Annotated in this window: 30 protein-coding genes; 26 read left to right on the top strand and 4 right to left on the bottom strand. The window is 59.1% G+C overall.

What is annotated here, in order from left to right; translation table 11 throughout:
- The first annotated feature begins 104 nt into the window (after positions 1-104).
- The 3 genes from OBACDRAFT_RS28605 to OBACDRAFT_RS19655 are packed head-to-tail and all read left to right on the top strand — an operon-like array spanning position 105 to position 1,179.
- Entirely contained in the window at positions 105-407 is a 303-nt protein-coding gene (locus OBACDRAFT_RS28605) for a hypothetical protein (RefSeq protein ID WP_064499813.1), read from the top strand.
- Complete coding sequence (locus OBACDRAFT_RS29050; protein ID WP_198529954.1) at positions 361-888, top strand: hypothetical protein; 528 nt, start codon at positions 361-363, stop codon at positions 886-888. The genes OBACDRAFT_RS28605 and OBACDRAFT_RS29050 overlap by 47 nt, the downstream gene beginning before the upstream one ends.
- Before the next feature lie 27 nt (positions 889-915).
- Positions 916-1,179, top strand: a complete 264-nt coding sequence (locus tag OBACDRAFT_RS19655; RefSeq protein ID WP_125069562.1) for a hypothetical protein — start codon at positions 916-918, stop codon at positions 1,177-1,179.
- On the opposite strand, the gene OBACDRAFT_RS28595 is transcribed toward OBACDRAFT_RS19655, so the two are convergent.
- Positions 1,116-1,670, bottom strand: a complete 555-nt coding sequence (locus OBACDRAFT_RS28595; protein WP_157837210.1) for a hypothetical protein — start codon at positions 1,668-1,670, stop codon at positions 1,116-1,118. The two genes, OBACDRAFT_RS19655 and OBACDRAFT_RS28595, sit on opposite strands and share 64 nt — an antisense overlap.
- Before the next feature lie 227 nt (positions 1,671-1,897).
- On the opposite strand from OBACDRAFT_RS28595, the gene OBACDRAFT_RS26975 reads away from it, so the two are divergent.
- The 21 genes from OBACDRAFT_RS26975 to OBACDRAFT_RS19555 all read left to right on the top strand — a co-directional run bounded on the left by OBACDRAFT_RS26975 (position 1,898) and on the right by OBACDRAFT_RS19555 (position 13,332).
- Positions 1,898-2,665: a DNA cytosine methyltransferase gene (locus OBACDRAFT_RS26975; protein WP_081722214.1), complete on the top strand. Its 768-nt coding sequence runs from the start codon at positions 1,898-1,900 to the stop codon at positions 2,663-2,665.
- 208 nt (positions 2,666-2,873) lie between these two features.
- Positions 2,874-2,999, top strand: a complete 126-nt coding sequence (locus tag OBACDRAFT_RS30905; RefSeq protein WP_269799086.1) for a hypothetical protein — start codon at positions 2,874-2,876, stop codon at positions 2,997-2,999.
- A gap of 48 nt (positions 3,000-3,047) precedes the next feature.
- Positions 3,048-4,004: a hypothetical protein gene (locus OBACDRAFT_RS19640; RefSeq protein ID WP_157837209.1), complete on the top strand. Its 957-nt coding sequence runs from the start codon at positions 3,048-3,050 to the stop codon at positions 4,002-4,004.
- A 107-nt stretch (positions 4,005-4,111) separates the two neighbouring features.
- A complete protein-coding gene (locus OBACDRAFT_RS19635) occupies positions 4,112-4,405 on the top strand; it encodes a hypothetical protein (RefSeq protein ID WP_043588563.1) in 294 nt (97 codons plus the stop codon).
- A 21-nt stretch (positions 4,406-4,426) separates the two neighbouring features.
- A complete protein-coding gene (locus OBACDRAFT_RS19630; protein ID WP_157837208.1) occupies positions 4,427-4,759 on the top strand; it encodes a hypothetical protein in 333 nt (110 codons plus the stop codon).
- On the top strand, positions 4,756-5,850 hold the full coding sequence (locus OBACDRAFT_RS19625; protein WP_157837207.1) for a hypothetical protein: 1,095 nt from the start codon (positions 4,756-4,758) through the stop codon (positions 5,848-5,850). The genes OBACDRAFT_RS19630 and OBACDRAFT_RS19625 overlap by 4 nt, the downstream gene beginning before the upstream one ends.
- Positions 5,851-5,865: 15 nt before the next feature.
- Positions 5,866-6,435 carry a hypothetical protein gene (locus tag OBACDRAFT_RS19620; protein ID WP_043588557.1) on the top strand — a complete coding sequence of 190 codons (570 nt, stop codon included), beginning with the start codon at positions 5,866-5,868 and terminating at the stop codon, positions 6,433-6,435.
- Between the two features lie 14 nt (positions 6,436-6,449).
- Positions 6,450-6,821 carry a hypothetical protein gene (locus OBACDRAFT_RS19615; protein WP_043588556.1) on the top strand — a complete coding sequence of 124 codons (372 nt, stop codon included), beginning with the start codon at positions 6,450-6,452 and terminating at the stop codon, positions 6,819-6,821.
- Positions 6,818-7,633 (top strand): hypothetical protein, encoded by an 816-nt coding sequence (locus tag OBACDRAFT_RS25835; RefSeq protein WP_052362280.1) that lies wholly within the window; start codon positions 6,818-6,820, stop codon positions 7,631-7,633. The genes OBACDRAFT_RS19615 and OBACDRAFT_RS25835 overlap by 4 nt, the downstream gene beginning before the upstream one ends.
- A 48-nt stretch (positions 7,634-7,681) precedes the next feature.
- Positions 7,682-8,374, top strand: a complete 693-nt coding sequence (locus OBACDRAFT_RS19605) for a hypothetical protein (RefSeq protein ID WP_043588554.1) — start codon at positions 7,682-7,684, stop codon at positions 8,372-8,374.
- Positions 8,375-8,414: 40 nt separating this feature from the next.
- Positions 8,415-8,885 carry a hypothetical protein gene (locus tag OBACDRAFT_RS19600; RefSeq protein ID WP_043588553.1) on the top strand — a complete coding sequence of 157 codons (471 nt, stop codon included), beginning with the start codon at positions 8,415-8,417 and terminating at the stop codon, positions 8,883-8,885.
- Complete coding sequence (locus tag OBACDRAFT_RS19595; RefSeq protein WP_052362279.1) at positions 8,882-9,370, top strand: DUF1353 domain-containing protein; 489 nt, start codon at positions 8,882-8,884, stop codon at positions 9,368-9,370. Before OBACDRAFT_RS19600 ends, OBACDRAFT_RS19595 begins: the two co-directional genes overlap by 4 nt.
- 7 nt (positions 9,371-9,377) lie before the next feature.
- Positions 9,378-9,737: a hypothetical protein gene (locus tag OBACDRAFT_RS19590; RefSeq protein WP_043588552.1), complete on the top strand. Its 360-nt coding sequence runs from the start codon at positions 9,378-9,380 to the stop codon at positions 9,735-9,737.
- 4 nt (positions 9,738-9,741) lie between these two features.
- Entirely contained in the window at positions 9,742-10,395 is a 654-nt protein-coding gene (locus tag OBACDRAFT_RS19585; protein ID WP_043588551.1) for a hypothetical protein, read from the top strand.
- Entirely contained in the window at positions 10,382-11,503 is a 1,122-nt protein-coding gene (locus OBACDRAFT_RS19580) for an uL14 family ribosomal protein (RefSeq protein ID WP_043588549.1), read from the top strand. Before OBACDRAFT_RS19585 ends, OBACDRAFT_RS19580 begins: the two co-directional genes overlap by 14 nt.
- Before the next feature lie 25 nt (positions 11,504-11,528).
- Positions 11,529-11,948, top strand: a complete 420-nt coding sequence (locus OBACDRAFT_RS19575; protein WP_157837206.1) for a hypothetical protein — start codon at positions 11,529-11,531, stop codon at positions 11,946-11,948.
- A 2-nt stretch (positions 11,949-11,950) separates the two neighbouring features.
- A complete protein-coding gene (locus OBACDRAFT_RS19570) occupies positions 11,951-12,196 on the top strand; it encodes a hypothetical protein (protein ID WP_043588546.1) in 246 nt (81 codons plus the stop codon).
- The gene (locus tag OBACDRAFT_RS19565) at positions 12,144-12,332 is read left to right on the top strand and encodes a hypothetical protein (RefSeq protein ID WP_043588544.1); all 189 of its coding nucleotides are present in this window, start codon (positions 12,144-12,146) and stop codon (positions 12,330-12,332) included. The genes OBACDRAFT_RS19570 and OBACDRAFT_RS19565 overlap by 53 nt, the downstream gene beginning before the upstream one ends.
- Before the next feature lie 31 nt (positions 12,333-12,363).
- On the top strand, positions 12,364-12,672 hold the full coding sequence (locus OBACDRAFT_RS19560) for a hypothetical protein (protein ID WP_043588542.1): 309 nt from the start codon (positions 12,364-12,366) through the stop codon (positions 12,670-12,672).
- Entirely contained in the window at positions 12,669-12,926 is a 258-nt protein-coding gene (locus OBACDRAFT_RS29045; RefSeq protein ID WP_198529953.1) for a hypothetical protein, read from the top strand. The genes OBACDRAFT_RS19560 and OBACDRAFT_RS29045 overlap by 4 nt, the downstream gene beginning before the upstream one ends.
- The gene (locus OBACDRAFT_RS19555) at positions 12,907-13,332 is read left to right on the top strand and encodes a type II toxin-antitoxin system VapC family toxin (protein WP_081722213.1); all 426 of its coding nucleotides are present in this window, start codon (positions 12,907-12,909) and stop codon (positions 13,330-13,332) included. Before OBACDRAFT_RS29045 ends, OBACDRAFT_RS19555 begins: the two co-directional genes overlap by 20 nt.
- Positions 13,333-13,657: 325 nt before the next feature.
- On the opposite strand, the gene OBACDRAFT_RS19550 is transcribed toward OBACDRAFT_RS19555, so the two are convergent.
- The 3 genes from OBACDRAFT_RS19550 to OBACDRAFT_RS29040 form a co-directional block, all read right to left on the bottom strand.
- Positions 13,658-14,020: a hypothetical protein gene (locus OBACDRAFT_RS19550; RefSeq protein ID WP_043588539.1), complete on the bottom strand. Its 363-nt coding sequence runs from the start codon at positions 14,018-14,020 to the stop codon at positions 13,658-13,660.
- Positions 14,017-14,337 carry a hypothetical protein gene (locus tag OBACDRAFT_RS28590; RefSeq protein WP_157837205.1) on the bottom strand — a complete coding sequence of 107 codons (321 nt, stop codon included), beginning with the start codon at positions 14,335-14,337 and terminating at the stop codon, positions 14,017-14,019. The genes OBACDRAFT_RS19550 and OBACDRAFT_RS28590 overlap by 4 nt, the downstream gene beginning before the upstream one ends.
- A 182-nt stretch (positions 14,338-14,519) precedes the next feature.
- Positions 14,520-14,816 carry a hypothetical protein gene (locus tag OBACDRAFT_RS29040; RefSeq protein WP_198529952.1) on the bottom strand — a complete coding sequence of 99 codons (297 nt, stop codon included), beginning with the start codon at positions 14,814-14,816 and terminating at the stop codon, positions 14,520-14,522.
- Between the two features lie 492 nt (positions 14,817-15,308).
- On the opposite strand from OBACDRAFT_RS29040, the gene OBACDRAFT_RS19540 reads away from it, so the two are divergent.
- Positions 15,309-15,599, top strand: coding sequence for a hypothetical protein (locus tag OBACDRAFT_RS19540; protein WP_043588535.1), 291 nt, complete (start codon positions 15,309-15,311; stop codon positions 15,597-15,599).
- Positions 15,596-16,123: a hypothetical protein gene (locus tag OBACDRAFT_RS19535; protein WP_043588533.1), complete on the top strand. Its 528-nt coding sequence runs from the start codon at positions 15,596-15,598 to the stop codon at positions 16,121-16,123. The genes OBACDRAFT_RS19540 and OBACDRAFT_RS19535 overlap by 4 nt, the downstream gene beginning before the upstream one ends.
- Positions 16,124-16,227: the final 104 nt, after the last annotated feature.

Here is a 16,227-nt window from a genome sequence, read left to right as displayed (position 1 = left end):
GATTTCCCGCGAAGCTGGCGTGGAAACTGTCTCTCGAACCCATCCGCGTTTATTCCGCCGCGCATCCCCATTTTGAAACGCTGCCTTAACCGTTTTCCCCCTTTTTGCCTTTTCACCATGAGCACAGAAAACGAACCTATAGCTGGAGAAACAAAGGACGCAAAAGGCGTCCCTTTCGATTCGGCGCGGCATCTGCCGCGCCCCAACTCAAAAACGGGCTGCTGGATGCCCAAGAGTCCGGGCCGAGGCCGGAAACCGGACGCTGTCGTGTCCCCCGCCTCCATCCCGACACCGCCGCCCTCCTCTGCGCCGATTACGGACGCGCCGCCCTCGCCGCCGCCCTCGGCATCCGTCGAGACCGTGACACCGGATGTCACTCCCCCGCCCCCCCCTCCGCCGTCGTTTGACGACATCGAAGCAGCTGCCGACCGCGCGCCAACGCCCGATCCCGAACCGGGCGCGGATGCTGGCAACGACGCACCACCGAACAAAGGAGCGGGGGACGCCAAAAGCTCGCCGGATGATTTGGCCCGCGTTGTCCAAAAGGGCCTTTATTTGGCAACGGGAAAGGCACTGGGAAACATGAAGGCCGCAGTTCCTCCTGCTGACCAAGACAAGGCGTTACACGATATGCTGAGCGCGTTTCTCCGCTGGCGTAGCATACAGGTGGTGGGATGGCTGGCTCTTGGGGTTGGTCTGATCTCCTATTTCCTGCGCGACGAAATTTTTGACGCGATAAACGCGATGCGGAAAGGCAAAACCGAACCGCGCCCGGTGACACCCATCGCCGCCCCCGTCACGCGCCCCGTGGCGAATCAACCCACACAGCCAACAGGCGGAAGCGCCTTTGATTCGCCGCCATTCGATCCGCTTGGAGGCCATCTGTAAAACGATCCAGAACCTATGATTCCCCCCATGTCACAACCCATGCTCAAACTCACCGGCGTTTTTGTCGGTATCATCGCCGCCGCGTGCGTAGTTGCCGCCCTGATACCCGCGCTCTGCGCCATCATTGCCGCCCTCGGCATCCTGTTGCCGTCCGTCGTGATTCTGATGCTCGCATGGCCCATTATCTGGCTTTCCCGCGCCTGTTTCGGCCTGCCGTGGTCATGGGACTACGTTTGCGCCAAAATCCGCGAAATGCGCGAAAAGGCCAAACCGGAGGATGCCGGGTCGTGATCGAAAAAATCGAAGAGGGAGAGGAACCGCTGGGCGTAATCGTTGGCGGTTCCAAGTGCGGGAAAACGACGCTCGCTCGCGTGCTTGTTGCGCTCATGTGGTGGCGTTACGGGCTTCGTTCCATCGTTTTTGACCCCTTTTATTTTAAACACAATTGGGGGCGGACTGCATGGGTAACGGGCGATCTGGCGCGTTTTAAAGCGGCGGTCACAGGGACACGAAATTGCGCCGTTTTCTGGGATGAATCGACTACCACGTTGCGAAAAACGGCAATGGATGACGTGGCGTTTTTCACGCAAATCCGCCACCTCCACAAAGCGTGTTTTACCATTGGGCACGATTTCACCTGCATCTCTCCAACGATGCGCGGCAACCTTTCTGAAGCGTATGTTTTCCGGCAATCGGGCAAACGCGCACTGGATTGGGTTGACCTTTTTGCGGACGAAGAAATGGCGAAAACGGCCACGCTCCAAAAACGCGAATTTATCCATAAGGTGGCGTTCGAGCCGATTGTGCGCCGCTCCCTCACACGGGCGGAATTGGCCAGCCTTCCCCGCTGATTATGCAATCCGCTGAAATTTTGTGTGACATTGCCGGCGTGACGGGCACTGGGTTTGTCACGGTCTGGTCAGTCACGGATGCCGTGACAATCCGGAGTGTGACTGAGCTGGAGAGCGTCACAGCCTGCGAGTCACGCCGGTGAAACCGTAACGGCGCCATGTCACACCCGGACCTAGTCCTTTCCCTTTTTCCCGGAGCGGATTTGCTTGGACGCGGATTTGAGGCGGAGGGTTTTTGCGTAGTTCGCGGACCAGACCTCGTGTGGGGAGGAGACGTGCGCACGTTCCACGTGCCCCCCGGCGCGTTTGGCGGCATCATTGGCGGGCCGCCGTGTCAGGATTTTTCCCGCGCCCGCCGGACAGCGCCAACGGGCAACGGGCTGGCGATGCTGGCGGAGTTTGCCCGCATCGTTGGCGAGGCGCGGCCCGATTGGTTTTTGATGGAAAACGTCCCCGGCGTCCCGCCGTTCGATGTTTCCGGCTACACCGTCCAGAGATTCAACCTTAACGCTGCCGAATGCGGATGCCGCCAGAACCGGCTGCGCACATTCCATTTTGGTTCGTGTGACTCGACGTCGCTTGTTTGCGATCGAGCGGTCACAACTTTCCCGACATTGGAACCGACGTGCATGGCGACAGAAGCCGCTCGCCCGGATCGACGCAGATTCCCTGACTTTTGCGAGTTGCAGGGACTCCCCCGCGATTTTGACCTGCCCGGCCTGTCCCTCGCCGCGAAATATCGTGCGGTGGGCAACGGCGTACCGGTACCGATGGCTCGTGTGATCGGCCAGGCTGTGCGGAACCGCATCGCGTCACAGTCCATTCGCCTGTGTGCGTGCGGATGCGGCCGCCCGATCTCTACGCGGCAAACCAGCGCCACGCCTGCGTGTCGCAAACGACTGGAACGGGCGCGGCGCGGCGTGTGATGTGGGGAGCTCTGCTCGACTCGGCGTTTGTGGTGGGTGGTTCCCCCTCGCTGGCGAGGGGGGAAGGGGGGAGGCGTGTCCATTGGGTCCGTTTTAATCCGTTTTAATCCGTTTTGGTCCGTTTTGCGTGCTTTCGCATGAACGGTGGCGAGGCGATAACGGAGACCGCATCAAGCACGTATTTGAAAACATACTACACACTACACACATGATTAAAAGCATCATCATTATTGTCGTCTCCGCCGCAGTCGGAGTTACCGGGGCGCTCTTTTTCGCGGCCCGCAATCCCAGCAGCAAGCTCCTGAGCAAATTCGCCAAGAAGGGAGCCGCCTAAGCTCTCCCCACCACGAACCGTAACCGTATCGAAAAAACAATACACATTATGGCTATCATCATTGAACCCATTACCAGCCTTGAGTCTGTCGCCGTAGGAGGTGTCGCGAACGCAGCCATGCAGGTTGACCGTCGGTATCATCATCTGTCTTACCAGTGCTTTATACAGCCTGCCCCGACGCAGGAAGTCCCAGCGCCGGTCATGGTGTCCGCCCCGGCTGAAGACGTGATTGAGTGGATCAAATACGTCGTTGGGACACAGGACATCCGCAACCTCTCCGCGCGGCGCATCCGCCAGATCAACGCGGCCAACGGGCACCCGGACCCAGAGAACATCGTCACCACGCATTTTGCCGAGCCGTGGCAGGAAGGCTACGATTCACAAGTCGCCACCGCTTGGGCCATGTATGGCCAGTCAAATTTCACCGTCCACATAAAGCTGAAGACCCAGCCTGCCGGGACGCTCGTGCAAGTCGTCGGACTGCAAGCCTATGACCGCCTTGTCGCACAACGCTACGTGGGAGTCGGTGAGGCAACCGATCCCTCGCGTCTGACAGGGGGGCTCTTGCAGCGCCAAGTGCCGAGAGCGCTTGCCGCTGCCGGAACGCCCGGCTGGCAGACCATCACGCCCGTTGTTCGTCAGTTGTCCAACACACATCCTCTGACGCAGGGGATGAACACGATCGACGGAAAAGACATCGGCAAAAACGTGTGTCGCCTGTGGTTCTTCGGCGGCAACGATGCCGCCACGGCACCACTTACGCGCATTCGCATCCTTGTCGATGGCGAGCAAGTCTATGACCTCTCGCGAGCGGAGGCCGTTGCGCTTCTTGCGCGCTACAATGTCACGCTGCCAGATGACATCCCGGGGCTCGTGTGCTTTGACCTCAACGGACGCACCGAATGGATCACGGCGAACCGCGCCATGATCTATGAGCTGACCGCGCCCGGTTCCCAGACCGTGGACCGCGTAGCGGAGACGATCTCGATGGGATTCGCGGGCTAAGCCGCGCGTATCCACTCATCCACCACACCACACAACCTGAAAAGACCGTTCCCCCCCCCCCCCGGCATTAATCCGGGGGAGGGGGGAGAGAAGCGGCACACACCATCATGGCAGACACAGCAACATCCGCGTCCTCTGGCTCTGGCGACTGGTTCAGCCAACTGTTCACCGGCATTACCACTCTGGCGACAGGGTATTTGGGCGCAAAGACCGCGAAAGAGCAGGCGAAGGCATCCGCCACGGATGCAAAAGCGGCGGCAGAGGCGGTCAAAACGTCCGGTCAATCCACACCCGCGACTGGCGGCGGCCTCTCAACCGGAGGCATCATCGCACTCGTGTGCGCGGGACTCGCCGCCATCGGCGGACTCTTCCTCATCCTCTTCCTTCGCGGCAGAGACTAACCCACCCATTGGACCAATCGCATGTTTCCCGCAATCATTGGCGCAATTTCCGCTGTGGCTAGCATGGCGGGGAAAAGTGGAGGTGGCGAGGCTGCGGCCCCATCCGTCCCCTCCAATCTCACCAACAACGGCAAGATCACGTTCGGAAACAACGTTTTTGGGGACGGAAACAAAACCACGTCCTCGAACACGGATAACTCCGGTTCCAGCGGACTTGCCGCCGTGGACTGGGGCGCGGTCCTAGGCGAACTCGGCATCATTGCCGCCGCGGTAGTCGCGGGCGGCGTGCTGTTGATCGGCATCATTGTCGCCGCCCGACGTCCCCGAAAACACAAGAAAGGCAAACGCCCATGAGTTTTATCTCATCACTCTTAGGAGGGAATAGTTCGAGTGCGAGCAGTTCTGCTGACACCAATGCGACGGAAGCCCCCAACAACGTCGGGACCGGCGCGTTGGGAAACGTTGCCACAGGCGACCGCTCCAACTCAGCGGGCGCGCAAGATCAGGCCGTTTCCGTCTCTGGCTCGGGCAAAGTGGACCAGAGCCTCAAGGTCAATTATTCGTCCAAGGACACCGTCACCACGGGCAGCGTCACAGGAGGGATCAAAGGTGACGGCAACACCGTAAACATGCAGCAAACGGACCACGGCGCGATAGCCTCCTCCTTCGACTTCGCGAGAGACGTCATGGCCGATCAGGGCGAAACCGCCCGCGCAGCGATCGACGGGAACGTGGCGACCACGCAGGCCGCGCTGGAGAGCAACGCCCTCACCACGGCCATGAGTCTGGACACCGTGGACAAGGCCACCGCACAGGCGATGGGCATTGCCCAAATCGCCATGATGAACCAACGCGCGGATGCGCAGTCAGCCGCACAGTCCGCGAACGCAGCCACACAGGCCGCGAACGTCACCTCGCAGGCCGCGCTGGAGAGCAACACTCTCACCACGGCCATGAGTCTGGACACCGTGGACAAGGCGTTCACCGGTGCTCTCGACGCCATCACGCACAACAACGATTCCGCCTTCGCCTTTGCCTCCGACATGGGAGGCCGCTCCATCGACGCAGTGACCGGCGCGAACCGCGACACCCTCGCTTACATGCATGACAACACCGCCACCGTGTTGGACACCATGCAACAAGTCCTGCAGAACAACCAAGTGGCGACCATGCAGGCCGTGAACGGCTCTTACGACATCGCGCGCGGGGCCACGTCCACCGCTGGCGATCTGGTCAGTTCGACCGTGGAAAAGTTCGCGCAAAACCAATCCCCCGCCCTTACGGAAAACAAGACATGGATTACTGGCGCCGTCGCAGTCGGCGCCGGGCTGGTCATCGCCCTGATCGCACTCCTGTTTCGTAATCAATCGACGCCGCTCCCCGCGCCCGCCCGTCCCCCCTCCCCCCCCTCTGCCAAACAGTCGGCAAAACCGAAGAAAAAATAACCACCTATCCACACCATGTTATCAGGAAGCAGCACCATTCATCTCGTCGTAATCCCCTCCCCCGCCCCCGCTGTGCTGGTGGCACGCGGGCGGTATATCCAGATCGTCAACGCACTCGGTCCCGTGCTCGTCAAGGTGGACGAAGAAAGCGAAACACTTCTCCGCGCCGGGCAAGGCATACGTTACGACGAAGACTTTTCGCGCATCGTGGTGCGCCTGCCCGATGGCGGGGCAGGCAACGTGGACATCTGGACCGGCTATTCCGAATTTATTGACCGACGCGTTGACCAAGTCGAAGCGCGGGCCGTGCCGGTGCCTGTTTGCCCAGGAGGGATAATCCCCGCCAACGAAAAAATCGACCTGTCCGGTGTCGCCACCGGCAACCATTTTCGCCGCAAATGCGTGGTAATTTCCAATCTCGACGGTGCCGTTGCCTTGGAACTCCAAAATGAGGCAGGCGTGTCGTGGGGCATCGTTCGCGCTGGGGAAACGATCAGCCACGTCACCAGCGAATTTATTCGTATCAAGAATCCCGCTACCGCCGCCGTTCAAGTGCGCATCGCTGAATTCTGGTATCTGCTCTAACCGCCCTCGTCGCCATGCCCGATCTTATTTACGAAACCATTCTCGACCTCCCGGAAAAAGAAACTGCCGCACCCGGCGACTACGTCGAAATGAACGGACCGGATGGCCCGTGTCGCATCGCTGCGCAAGCTCTCGGCGGCGGATTCGCCCCTGTGCTGGTGTCCACGCCCATTGCCGCTGGTGCATCCGCCGTGATTGTCGAGTTTCCTGTTCCTTTTGCCGCGCCTCCATCGCGTATTTTTTGTTCCATTACCAAGCCCGAAAACGGCGATAACCTTTGGGCAAACCCGGTTGCCGAGTCGATCACGATGTATGGCTTCACCGTCGAACTCTCCGGCCCGCCATCCATCGCCGGGCACATCCTCGTCTGCCTCATTTTGCCATGACACGCATTCTCTCCATTTTCCTTTTTGTGGCAGGCGCGGCGTATGCCGCCACACCGATCAAAGACGCGAAACTGACCGGGCAGACTGAAATCTCTGGCACGCTGACCGTGCCAGCGGGAACCACGATCAATGGACTCGCCACCGTCGAACAAGGCGCGAAGGCAGACACCGCCGTGCAGGCTTGGTATAACCTGTTGGGGGTGACTACGGGGGCGACCGGGCGCCCGCAGGCCATCCGGTTCACACCGGGGGCGTCCAGCTACTACATTACCCTCCATGCCCCTTCGTCCATCCCCGCTGGCGGCTACAGTGTCAGCCTGCCCGCCGCAGGAGGCATGATCGCCTTGCAGCCGACTTATTGCGTTCTCACGATCCCGCTTGGGCGGTATTATGATTTTGAGCAGAGCGTGTGGAAGCTGGCCTCGGACTTTGAAGCGAAGGCTACGGAATCCAATTTCGGCGAACACACGCCATTCACCGATCTTTACGCATACTATCATTCACCCGATCCGGCGCGCGCCAGCGTGAGCGGACAAACCGGGCCTAAGCCCGTTGCTGTCTATTACACCGATAGCAAAAACCCGGACAAACGCCGCTGGCTGCGTCAGCCAGCGGATCAGAGCATCTACGCGGCACGCAAATCGCCGGATTCGATCATTTCCGCCGCCATCGTGGTTTTCGCTGTCGATGCCAAAATCCGCCCCGACAACCCGAACCTCGTTTGGAGTTATCAGAGGATCAGCGGCGGTTCCTACGAAAACATTTGGACACCAATCATGCCGACTTGGTCACTCGTGAAACCCACCCCCTGACAATTTCCGGCCAGAATCAGGCCGGTATCCTAACCACAACTACACATCATGAAAAAAATCATGCTCCACATCATCCCGGCTTTCGCCCTTGGCGCGAGCCTCGCATTCGCGGCGGCCCCGGTCCCCGCTCTCACGCCCGCGCAACAGGCCATCGCGTTGCAAAAACAGGGCGAAGCTGTTTACAAAACAACGCAAGGCAAGGGCTATGGTGAATGGCGTCTCGCCAACGATGCCGCTGTCTTTGCCCTCGCCCTGCCCAACATCGCCGAGGTTGCGGAAGCCGCTCCGGGCGTTGCGTCGATTATCGTGCGCAACTACGCTGGCAGGCTCGCGCCGAATGCAAAGCATCCCATCACGCCGCTCCCCGGCGTGCCGGACGTGAAGGAACTCGCCCGCGAGTATTCGCCCACGACATTCATCCGGTCGTTTGCGACGGCGGACGAACTCGCCGCAATCCCTGTGACGCCGAATAACCAGTCGCATTTCGCCGTCGCCGCCAAACGACTTGGCGCGCCGGAAATCGCCACCAACGCCCGCAAAGCCGTCCTCGGAAAGGCCGTGATGGAACGCGGATACCAACGATGGTTTTCCAACTACGTTGCGAGCCTCCCCGTTGACCGCGCCATCGCGCTTGTAAAAGCCGAATCCCGCGCCGCCAACTCCCTGCCCAAGACCGCCGCTCGTGACGCATGGCTTGAAGAGCTGATGACGATCCTGTCCGTCTCGGAACGGGTGAAATAAAAATCGTAGTAAGAAACCAACTACACACGAAACACACGCCATGCGAACGCTCCTCATTGTATCCTTGCTCATGCTCTCCGGCCTGCTTGCGCTGGCCGATCTGCCGCCGCAACCGACGATGTTGGAGCGCTTCGCCCGCGTTGAGCGGCTGCGCACGCCCCCGGCTGCGCAACCCGCCGTTGACGCCCGCCCCGCCTGCACACAGGCGGAAGCGCCCCCTCCCGCCGTGGAGACGGCCCCCGCCCTTGTCGATGCCACCCCTCCCCCCCCCTCCGTGGTTCCGCCCGTGTTGCCAGAAGCGCCGGTCAACCCGCTTTTCCGGCGCAGTGACCGAATCTCCGGCCTCATGGCGAAGGCCGGGCTTGCCCGCCCCGCCATCACGCCCCCCCACGGCACGCCGCTTGGCATCATGGCCCGCCAGATCGACTCGTTTGAGCGCCGTCGCGGTCCCGACCGTGCCGCCCCCGACCGCCTCAATTATTTCCGCGCCCTCGCCGCCGAACAAAAATGACCGCCGCACTCGTCAAGTTCCCGCTCCCGCTCCGAACGGAAACCATCCTTGGGGAAGATCGCTCATTGCTCCTGTTGGAGCCGTTCGTGTTTGAGTCTTCAACCCTCGGAACGATCACTGTTGAGGCTGGGTTCGACACTGACCTTGCCAGCATCCCTCGCGTTTTCTGGCGCGTGTTTCCGCCTGCTGGAAAATACACGGCCGCCGCCGTCATCCACGATTTACTTTACTGGTATCAGGCGACGGAAAAACACAACACGCCAGAAATCCATATCATGCGCAAACAGGCCGATGCCGTGTTTTTGGAGGCAATGGACGATTTGGGTGTGAATTGGCTTACCCGTCACACGATCCATCGTTCTGTCCGCATCGGGGGTTTCTCGTCATGGAAAAACAACTACGAAAAACGCACCGGCCTGCCCTATCCGTCAAAGCCATCCGCCCGTCTCCCCGACTTTTACCGTCAACGCCACATCAAACGCTAATACACACATGAAAACAGTATTCACCATCGCACTACTCGCCGCGCTCGCCGTCCTTTCCGGCTGCGCGGCCTTTCAAAAAACCAACGCCGGGGACGCCGCAACGCGCCTCCAGTTTTCCACGGCTGACGGGCGACACGTTGAGCTTATCCTTCCGAAAAACATGGCCGCTGAAAAGCTGGAACTTGTCGCTGGAGATTACCTTCTCCGCGCCGCCAGCCTCAAAACCGACGCCTCAACCGTGATGGACAGCGCCGGGGCCGCCAACGCCGCCCAAGCGCAGACCATTTCCAAGATGACGGAAACCATCGGCGGCCTTGTTCCCCTCGCCGTCAAAGCCGCTGCCGAAAGCGCCATTTCGATGCCGTAACCGCATGGTCTTTTCGCAGACACAGATTCAGCGCATCCCGACTCCCCTCCTATGGGTGGGGGGCAAACGTTACACGCCGTATCTGCGCCCCCTCGCCACGCAACGCGCCGGGATCACTGGCGTGCTGTACGTCCCCGTCACGCGGATTGACGCCGCCGAGGCTGCCACGCAACACGCGGGCCTGTTGCCCGTGGTTCGTGCCACGCAAGCGGGCCGCATCCGCATCACACAGGCCGGACGCATCCGTGCCACGCATTACGGCGCTTACCTCCGCCCTCCCTCCCTTGCCGCTGCCGAGACTGCCACGCAACACGCGGGCCTGTTGCCCGTGGTTCGCGCCACACAAGCGGGCCGCATTCGCATCACGCAGACCGGACGCATCCGCGCGACGCATTACGGTTCTTACCAGCCCTCCCCCTCCATCGCCGCGCACGAGAACGCCACGCAACGCGTAGCCTTCACCGCATTTGTTTACGAGGGGGGAACCGAAACCGCCGCCATCGAATCCGCCGCGCAACGCGCCTCATTCACGGGCGCGACAAGCCAGCCCGCCGGGCATTATGTATCCAGTCACACGCTACAACAACGCGCCGCCTTCACCGCATTTTTCTACCAGACCGAAACCCAAGCCGTCCCCTCACCCGATGAAAACGATTGAAACAAAACTCGGAGCCTCCATCCGCTATCGGATCGAAGTAATCAACCCGGACGGCACGCTTGCCGACTCCCGCCCGTGGAAAAAAAACCTCATTCTGGACTGGGGACTAAATGCCATCGCTAATTACCGATGGAACGAAGTCACACGCTATGCCGTTGCCGGAACCGGTGCGAAACCCACCCGACGCGACAGCGCCGCTGTCACCTTCACCCAAACGGCTAAGACAGTTACCGCCTCCGCTGGCTTTTTCGAAGCTGAGGACGCCGGGCGTCTCCTGAAATTAAATACAGGGGAGGAACTGCGCATCGAAGCCGTCCCCGATGCCGTTACTGCCACCGTCAAAACCTCCCGCGAATCCGCCGAGCCGACTCCCGGCACCGTCTGGTATGTCAACCAAACCGGCCATGAAACCGAAGTCATGCGCACGGACACCTATGGGAATGCCGCTGACGACAACACCGTGGTCCTCATCAACGGCAGCGTCGTCATGAAACGCACCTACATCTTTGCCCCCGTCACCCAGCAACGCACCATCCGGGAAATCGGCTGGGCCTTGTACTCTGATTCCGCCCTGTTTGGCCGCGACGTTCTTGCCGGAGCCGGGGTTACGCTCGTAACCGGCCAGCAACTCAAGGTTATGCTGGAACTCGACATCGCCGTTTCACCGCTCGCCCCCGAGCCTGCCGGGCCGTTCTGGCAGGCGGGAATCAGCGGACAGGCGCAGTTTGAAAACCTCAACTGGGGCCATCGCTTCCACCCAAGCGGCACATACAATTATTACATCCCGGTGTTTTTGAGCGATTCTCAGGACGCCTTCAAACAGCCCGGTCTTGAAGCGCAGGCCGGGGCTCTGACCGGCACGACCAAAACCGTTGAGCCCGTCCGCGCCGCCTACGTGCCGGGGAGTTTCCAATACACTTACCGCGCAAGTTTCCAACTCAATGACGGCAACCTGCCCGCCGTCCGCTGCTTTGGGTTTGGCTGGTGGGATTACCAGACCTTTTACCCGATTCTTCGCATCATCCCCGATGCCCCGCTGGAAAAAGACAGCGACCACTCGCTCACACTGGACTTCATCCTCTCATGGGGACGCGTATTGATTAACTAACCACGAAATAAAGGAGACTAACATAATGACATTGTGGACAAAGATAGTCGGCTGGGCCACAGGGACCACAGATGCGCTCCAAGCGCAGGAAAATAACGCAGCGCGAATGGCGGGAATCGTGGAGCGTCAACAAGCGGACGGCCTGCTCACCGATACAGAGGCTGCCGCCCAAACAGAGGCCATCTTCGACAACGTTGTGACCGGCACGGACCTGACGGTCACGATGGCAGAACGCGTCCCCTCCGCAATTGCTGAGTCCATTGAGGAACTCCCCGGCCGCATCAACACGGCAATCGACACCGTTGGGAAGGGCATTCTCGGCAGCATCCCCGTCTGGCTTCGCTGGGTGATCGGCGGAGCCATCGTTGCTTACGTGTTCGTGCTGATTCGCCCTTACCTCCCGACACCGGCACCGGCACCAACACCGAAAAAGAAAGCCAAGTAACCATGCTCGCGCTCCTCCGCATCAAACTTGCCGACTACATCGCCGCTGCCGTGCCCGTGCTGGCAAGCATCACGCTCGACCACCTCAACGGCGTCATTGCCGCCATCGGTGGGCTGCTAGGCATCGCCTATCTCCTGTGGAAATGGAGACGCGAGGCCATGCACTCCCCACTCCCTCACTTCCCAATTTCCCGCCATGAAAAAACGCACCAAAGCCAAGAAAACGAAACGCCGCATTCCCCTCGCTAAACCGGCCACACGCAAACGCGCCGCCGCCATTGTTGGACGCGCTGGTGGCTACGCCACCGCGAAGAAACGCGCCCGTCGCAAGCGCGGCAACGTTTACACCCTCGCAGGCCGCAAGGTCTCCCGCGCCCGTCGATAATTCACCGTCACCACCACCACCGCAAAACATCATGTTCGGACCATCATTTTTCATTGCTTGGGGAGGGGTAATTCTGGCGGCAATCACTGTGCCAGCCGTCGCGTTGCGAAAAATCAGCGGGGGAGCCATGTCATGGCTGGCCGCTTTCGTTTTCAGCATCCTGAGTTGTGGCGTGCTCTACCTGATCAGAGCACAGGGGATAAAGTATGACGGGAAGGGACAACCTGTGAACCCTAAGCTAAACCAGCTAATCCGCCCCGCAGGGCGATACTTTGCGGTCGGAGGCGGCGCGCTGTTTGCCATTGGAGCCGTCTATGCTCTGATAAAACGCAAAAAATGAAGCCCGCTCATATCTTCGCCGCCCTCGCCGGATTTGCCGGGGTGGTCGCAGTCGCAGGCTGGACAACCCGCCGTCCCCGCACACAGTCTGCGAATATGAGCACTGCCACTGTCAAAAAGAATGTGCGTCGAGTGATAAAACATCACTCGGTCACAAAAAAAACGAAACGAGGAACTTTTGGTGAATTAGCGCAAAAGTATTCCGTAAACCTGCCTGAAACGAATCTTTCCTCACGTGAAGGCTTTGGAAATTAGATACTTGCTGGATGCCGGACCTTTGGTGGCCCGCCTGAACAACAGGGATGCTAAAAACGCTTGGGCCAACGGAGTCCTAAATGCATTGACGGACGATTTTGGCATAACCGAAACAGTATTGGCCGAAGCCGCATACCACCTCCGGCACGGAAGGCCCGCCCTCCAAGGCTTGATGCATATGGTTGAATGCGGATTTCTGAAAGTGTTTCCTGTGGTGGCGGAAGCCCCTGCCCGCATCGCTGAATTGCTCGCCAAATACTCCCAGATGGACCTTGGGGATGCCACTCTGGTTGTCCTCTCGGAACGCTATCCCCGAGCCAAACTCATTACCATAGACTCGGATTTCATCGTTTATCGGCGCAAAGACGGCAAAGCCGTGCCGTCAATCATGCCGCCAGTAAGCTGACGCGCTCCCCTCCCCTGCCCTCTCCCGGCCCGCCTGACATGGCGGGCTTTTTTTTGTGCATGAAAAAGCCACCGGTCAGGCGCGTAATTGCTGATTCATGCTATTGAACCCCGATCCGCTTACGTCCGGAACGTTACCTGATCCCTCCGGTGGCGAACACGAGGGGGAACCCATTCCGCTCGGATTGTCAATCCGCTCCCGGCCCCGACATCGAGGCGCGCCGGGCGGCTGCAGCCGCCCGGCGTGACTTGCCGCGGGAGCCGCGTGCCTGGTCAGTCACGGCAACGGCATCGTGACCGCTTGATCGTGACCGGGCACCGGCTGGTCACGGGCGTTCATATTCAGCTAATAGCTCGTTTTGCACGGTGCCTTGATCTTTGTTACCGAATGATGCTTTCCATTGAGTAGAACCAACCTTTGGCATCTCTAGCCATGTAACAAGTCTTTGGAATACCATGTCCCTTTTGAGCTTTTCGATGGTGTCTCTATACCGTTCCAGTTTAGCAATTTCCTGAGCCAAACGTTCTCGTTCTTTTTCCATATCCTTACGCGCTGCATTCATCCGTCCTATCTGGGCTAAAACCCAACCAGATAATGCAAGCCCCCATGTGATGAGGGACACAAAGCCGAGAGTGACATCGAAAGTTGCGGTGCGGGGACCAAAAAGCGAAAGCAGGGGGAGTATCATTTGTTTTTAATGTTCAGTTGCTTTCCGGCCGTTGAGGCCAGAAGAGGCGTTCCCACAGAGGCAGGGGAAGTTGCGTTGGCTGCGGGATTTTTTTTTGGTTCGACTGGTAGGGTAACAGCGGATTCTTTTGCCAGTTGCATCAAACGATCTGGCTCACTGATCGCAGGGCATCCTTCAGCAATCCAGCGAGCGATGATTCCAGCCCCAAATTTGCTTTTGGTCATTCCCAACGCGGCAGCGCGATCGGCGATAATCTGGGTATGTGCATCTGGCAGGTGGATTCCTAATGTGTCAGCATTGCGTGTTTTACGGCCCATAATTGGCATTTGACGCAACAGGTTTCAGTTGTCCTCACAAAACGCGCACTTGACGCAGATGCTTAAGCAACTAAAGAATCTAATGCATGGGCCAAAAAAACAAGACCTCCCCCCGCACCGGAACACGCGCACAAGCGTCCGACCGCGCCCGCCTTCGACGTTATGGTGTTAGGCCGAGCATGTTAGCCGAATTCACCCTTCATCCGCACGCGCACTGCCTGTTGGAGCAGATCAGCAAATTGCGCGGGATAGTCGCGATGGGTACAGGCGAAGAATACGATTTGCGCATAACCGTCACGGCGGGAGAGCGCATCCCCCTCAAGTATTTGCGTGCCGGAATCCTCGGCATTCATCGCCGGTTGAGAAAGGCCGGATTCCGCCCCGTCGAGACCGAACTTTACCCAATTTCCCCGGTGGCCCCGTCGCGCTCCTGTGACGGGCAAACGGCCCAACCAGCCACCGGGGCCTGATTTTTTCATCTGTAACCAACAACCGAATACAAAATCATGTGCATTAACGATTGTGATCTGTCCGATAATATGAGGGCGGTCGCGTTGGGAGCGACAGAGGGGCTGGCCCTAAAACAGATAGCAGATGCCGAATATTCACTGCTTTTGCACTTCGCCTGTTTGCATGGCGAAGAAAAAGGACGTCTCACACAGGAAGTGGCGCGTCTTGAGGGTGCATTAGAGGACACCCGAAAACAGCTAGAAATATCCGATATGGGGATGCGCTTTTTCGCTAGGTTAGCTGACGCGGCGGAAACACGCAGAAACCAATTGGCCAAGCCCCCGTCTGTCCCCTCCCAAAGCGAAACAACCCACGACGAGCCCCCCGCGCCCGTCACGGCATGAACCCTTTCCGCCCCGCGCCCGCGACCAGTCCTTTTGTCGGGGCTGGCCGGGCGCGAGGGCGGTTTCCCGATAGTATCCAAACTTACAATACCGACAAAACCAACCCGACAAAAGACAATGAACACACCGATAATCCCCCCCCTCCCCTCCCGTCCGACATTGGACGAAATAGACCCGGCGAAAAACGGCCTGCGTCGCAGTACCGTTCTACGCGAGTTGGCCCTATATCTTGAGGGATTCGAATCCCGAATCCTCTGCGAAAAAAACGACATCGAAAAAATCGCGGCAGCAGACCGCGCTGCTTACATCGGCCTGATCGACGTAGCGGCCCGCTCACTCAAGAGCATGCGCCATATCGTGGAAACCAACCTCCTCGAAATCTCGCTGAAGACGGGAGGTGTGAAATGAGCAAAATTGAATATAAGGCAGTCCATCCCGACATTGGTCCCAAGGGGGAACGCTGGTATTCGAGATTCGCCGTCACTGGCGGTGTTTTGGAGTATTTCCCAACGCTCTTTGAAGCTGTCCGTTATAGCGATCATCTGGCAGGCGGCCCCATCCCCACTGCGCAGGCCTATCCGAAACTTGGCGTCCTCGCAGACCCCTACGCCGTTGGCGGTCGGAACCACTGGAGCGTTGGAGTCCATTGCAAGGCCGCCGATGATTTTACTTTCTATGGCATCGGAGAGTTCAATAGTCCACGTGACGCCTTCATGTTTGCCTCCGCGAAACAGAAAGCGGATACGATCAAAACGCATAAGTGGTTTGTGCAGTGGACGTGGGAAACCGTAGCAACCGAGGGAAAACACTCCCGCTACGTGATACTTGAGCGCCTGCCTGCAACATGGCTGGCCGAACAATGGAAGGCATGGGAGCGGGCCGAAAAACGCCGCGCCCGCCTCGCCGCCAAACGGGAACCCATCACCGCCTAAATCATGCAAGAAAAAATACTCTCAACAGCCGCCGCAATGGCAGACGCCATCGGCGTATCACGTTTTACGATACAAGCGATTCGCAAGGCGGCACGGGGCAAGGC

The sequence above is a fragment of the Geminisphaera colitermitum TAV2 genome (assembly GCF_000171235.2).
Classification (GTDB): Bacteria; Verrucomicrobiota; Verrucomicrobiia; order Opitutales; family Opitutaceae; genus Geminisphaera; species Geminisphaera colitermitum.
The sequence above is the reverse complement of the archived record's forward strand: the minus strand, read 5'-3'. Positions and strand labels throughout refer to the sequence as shown.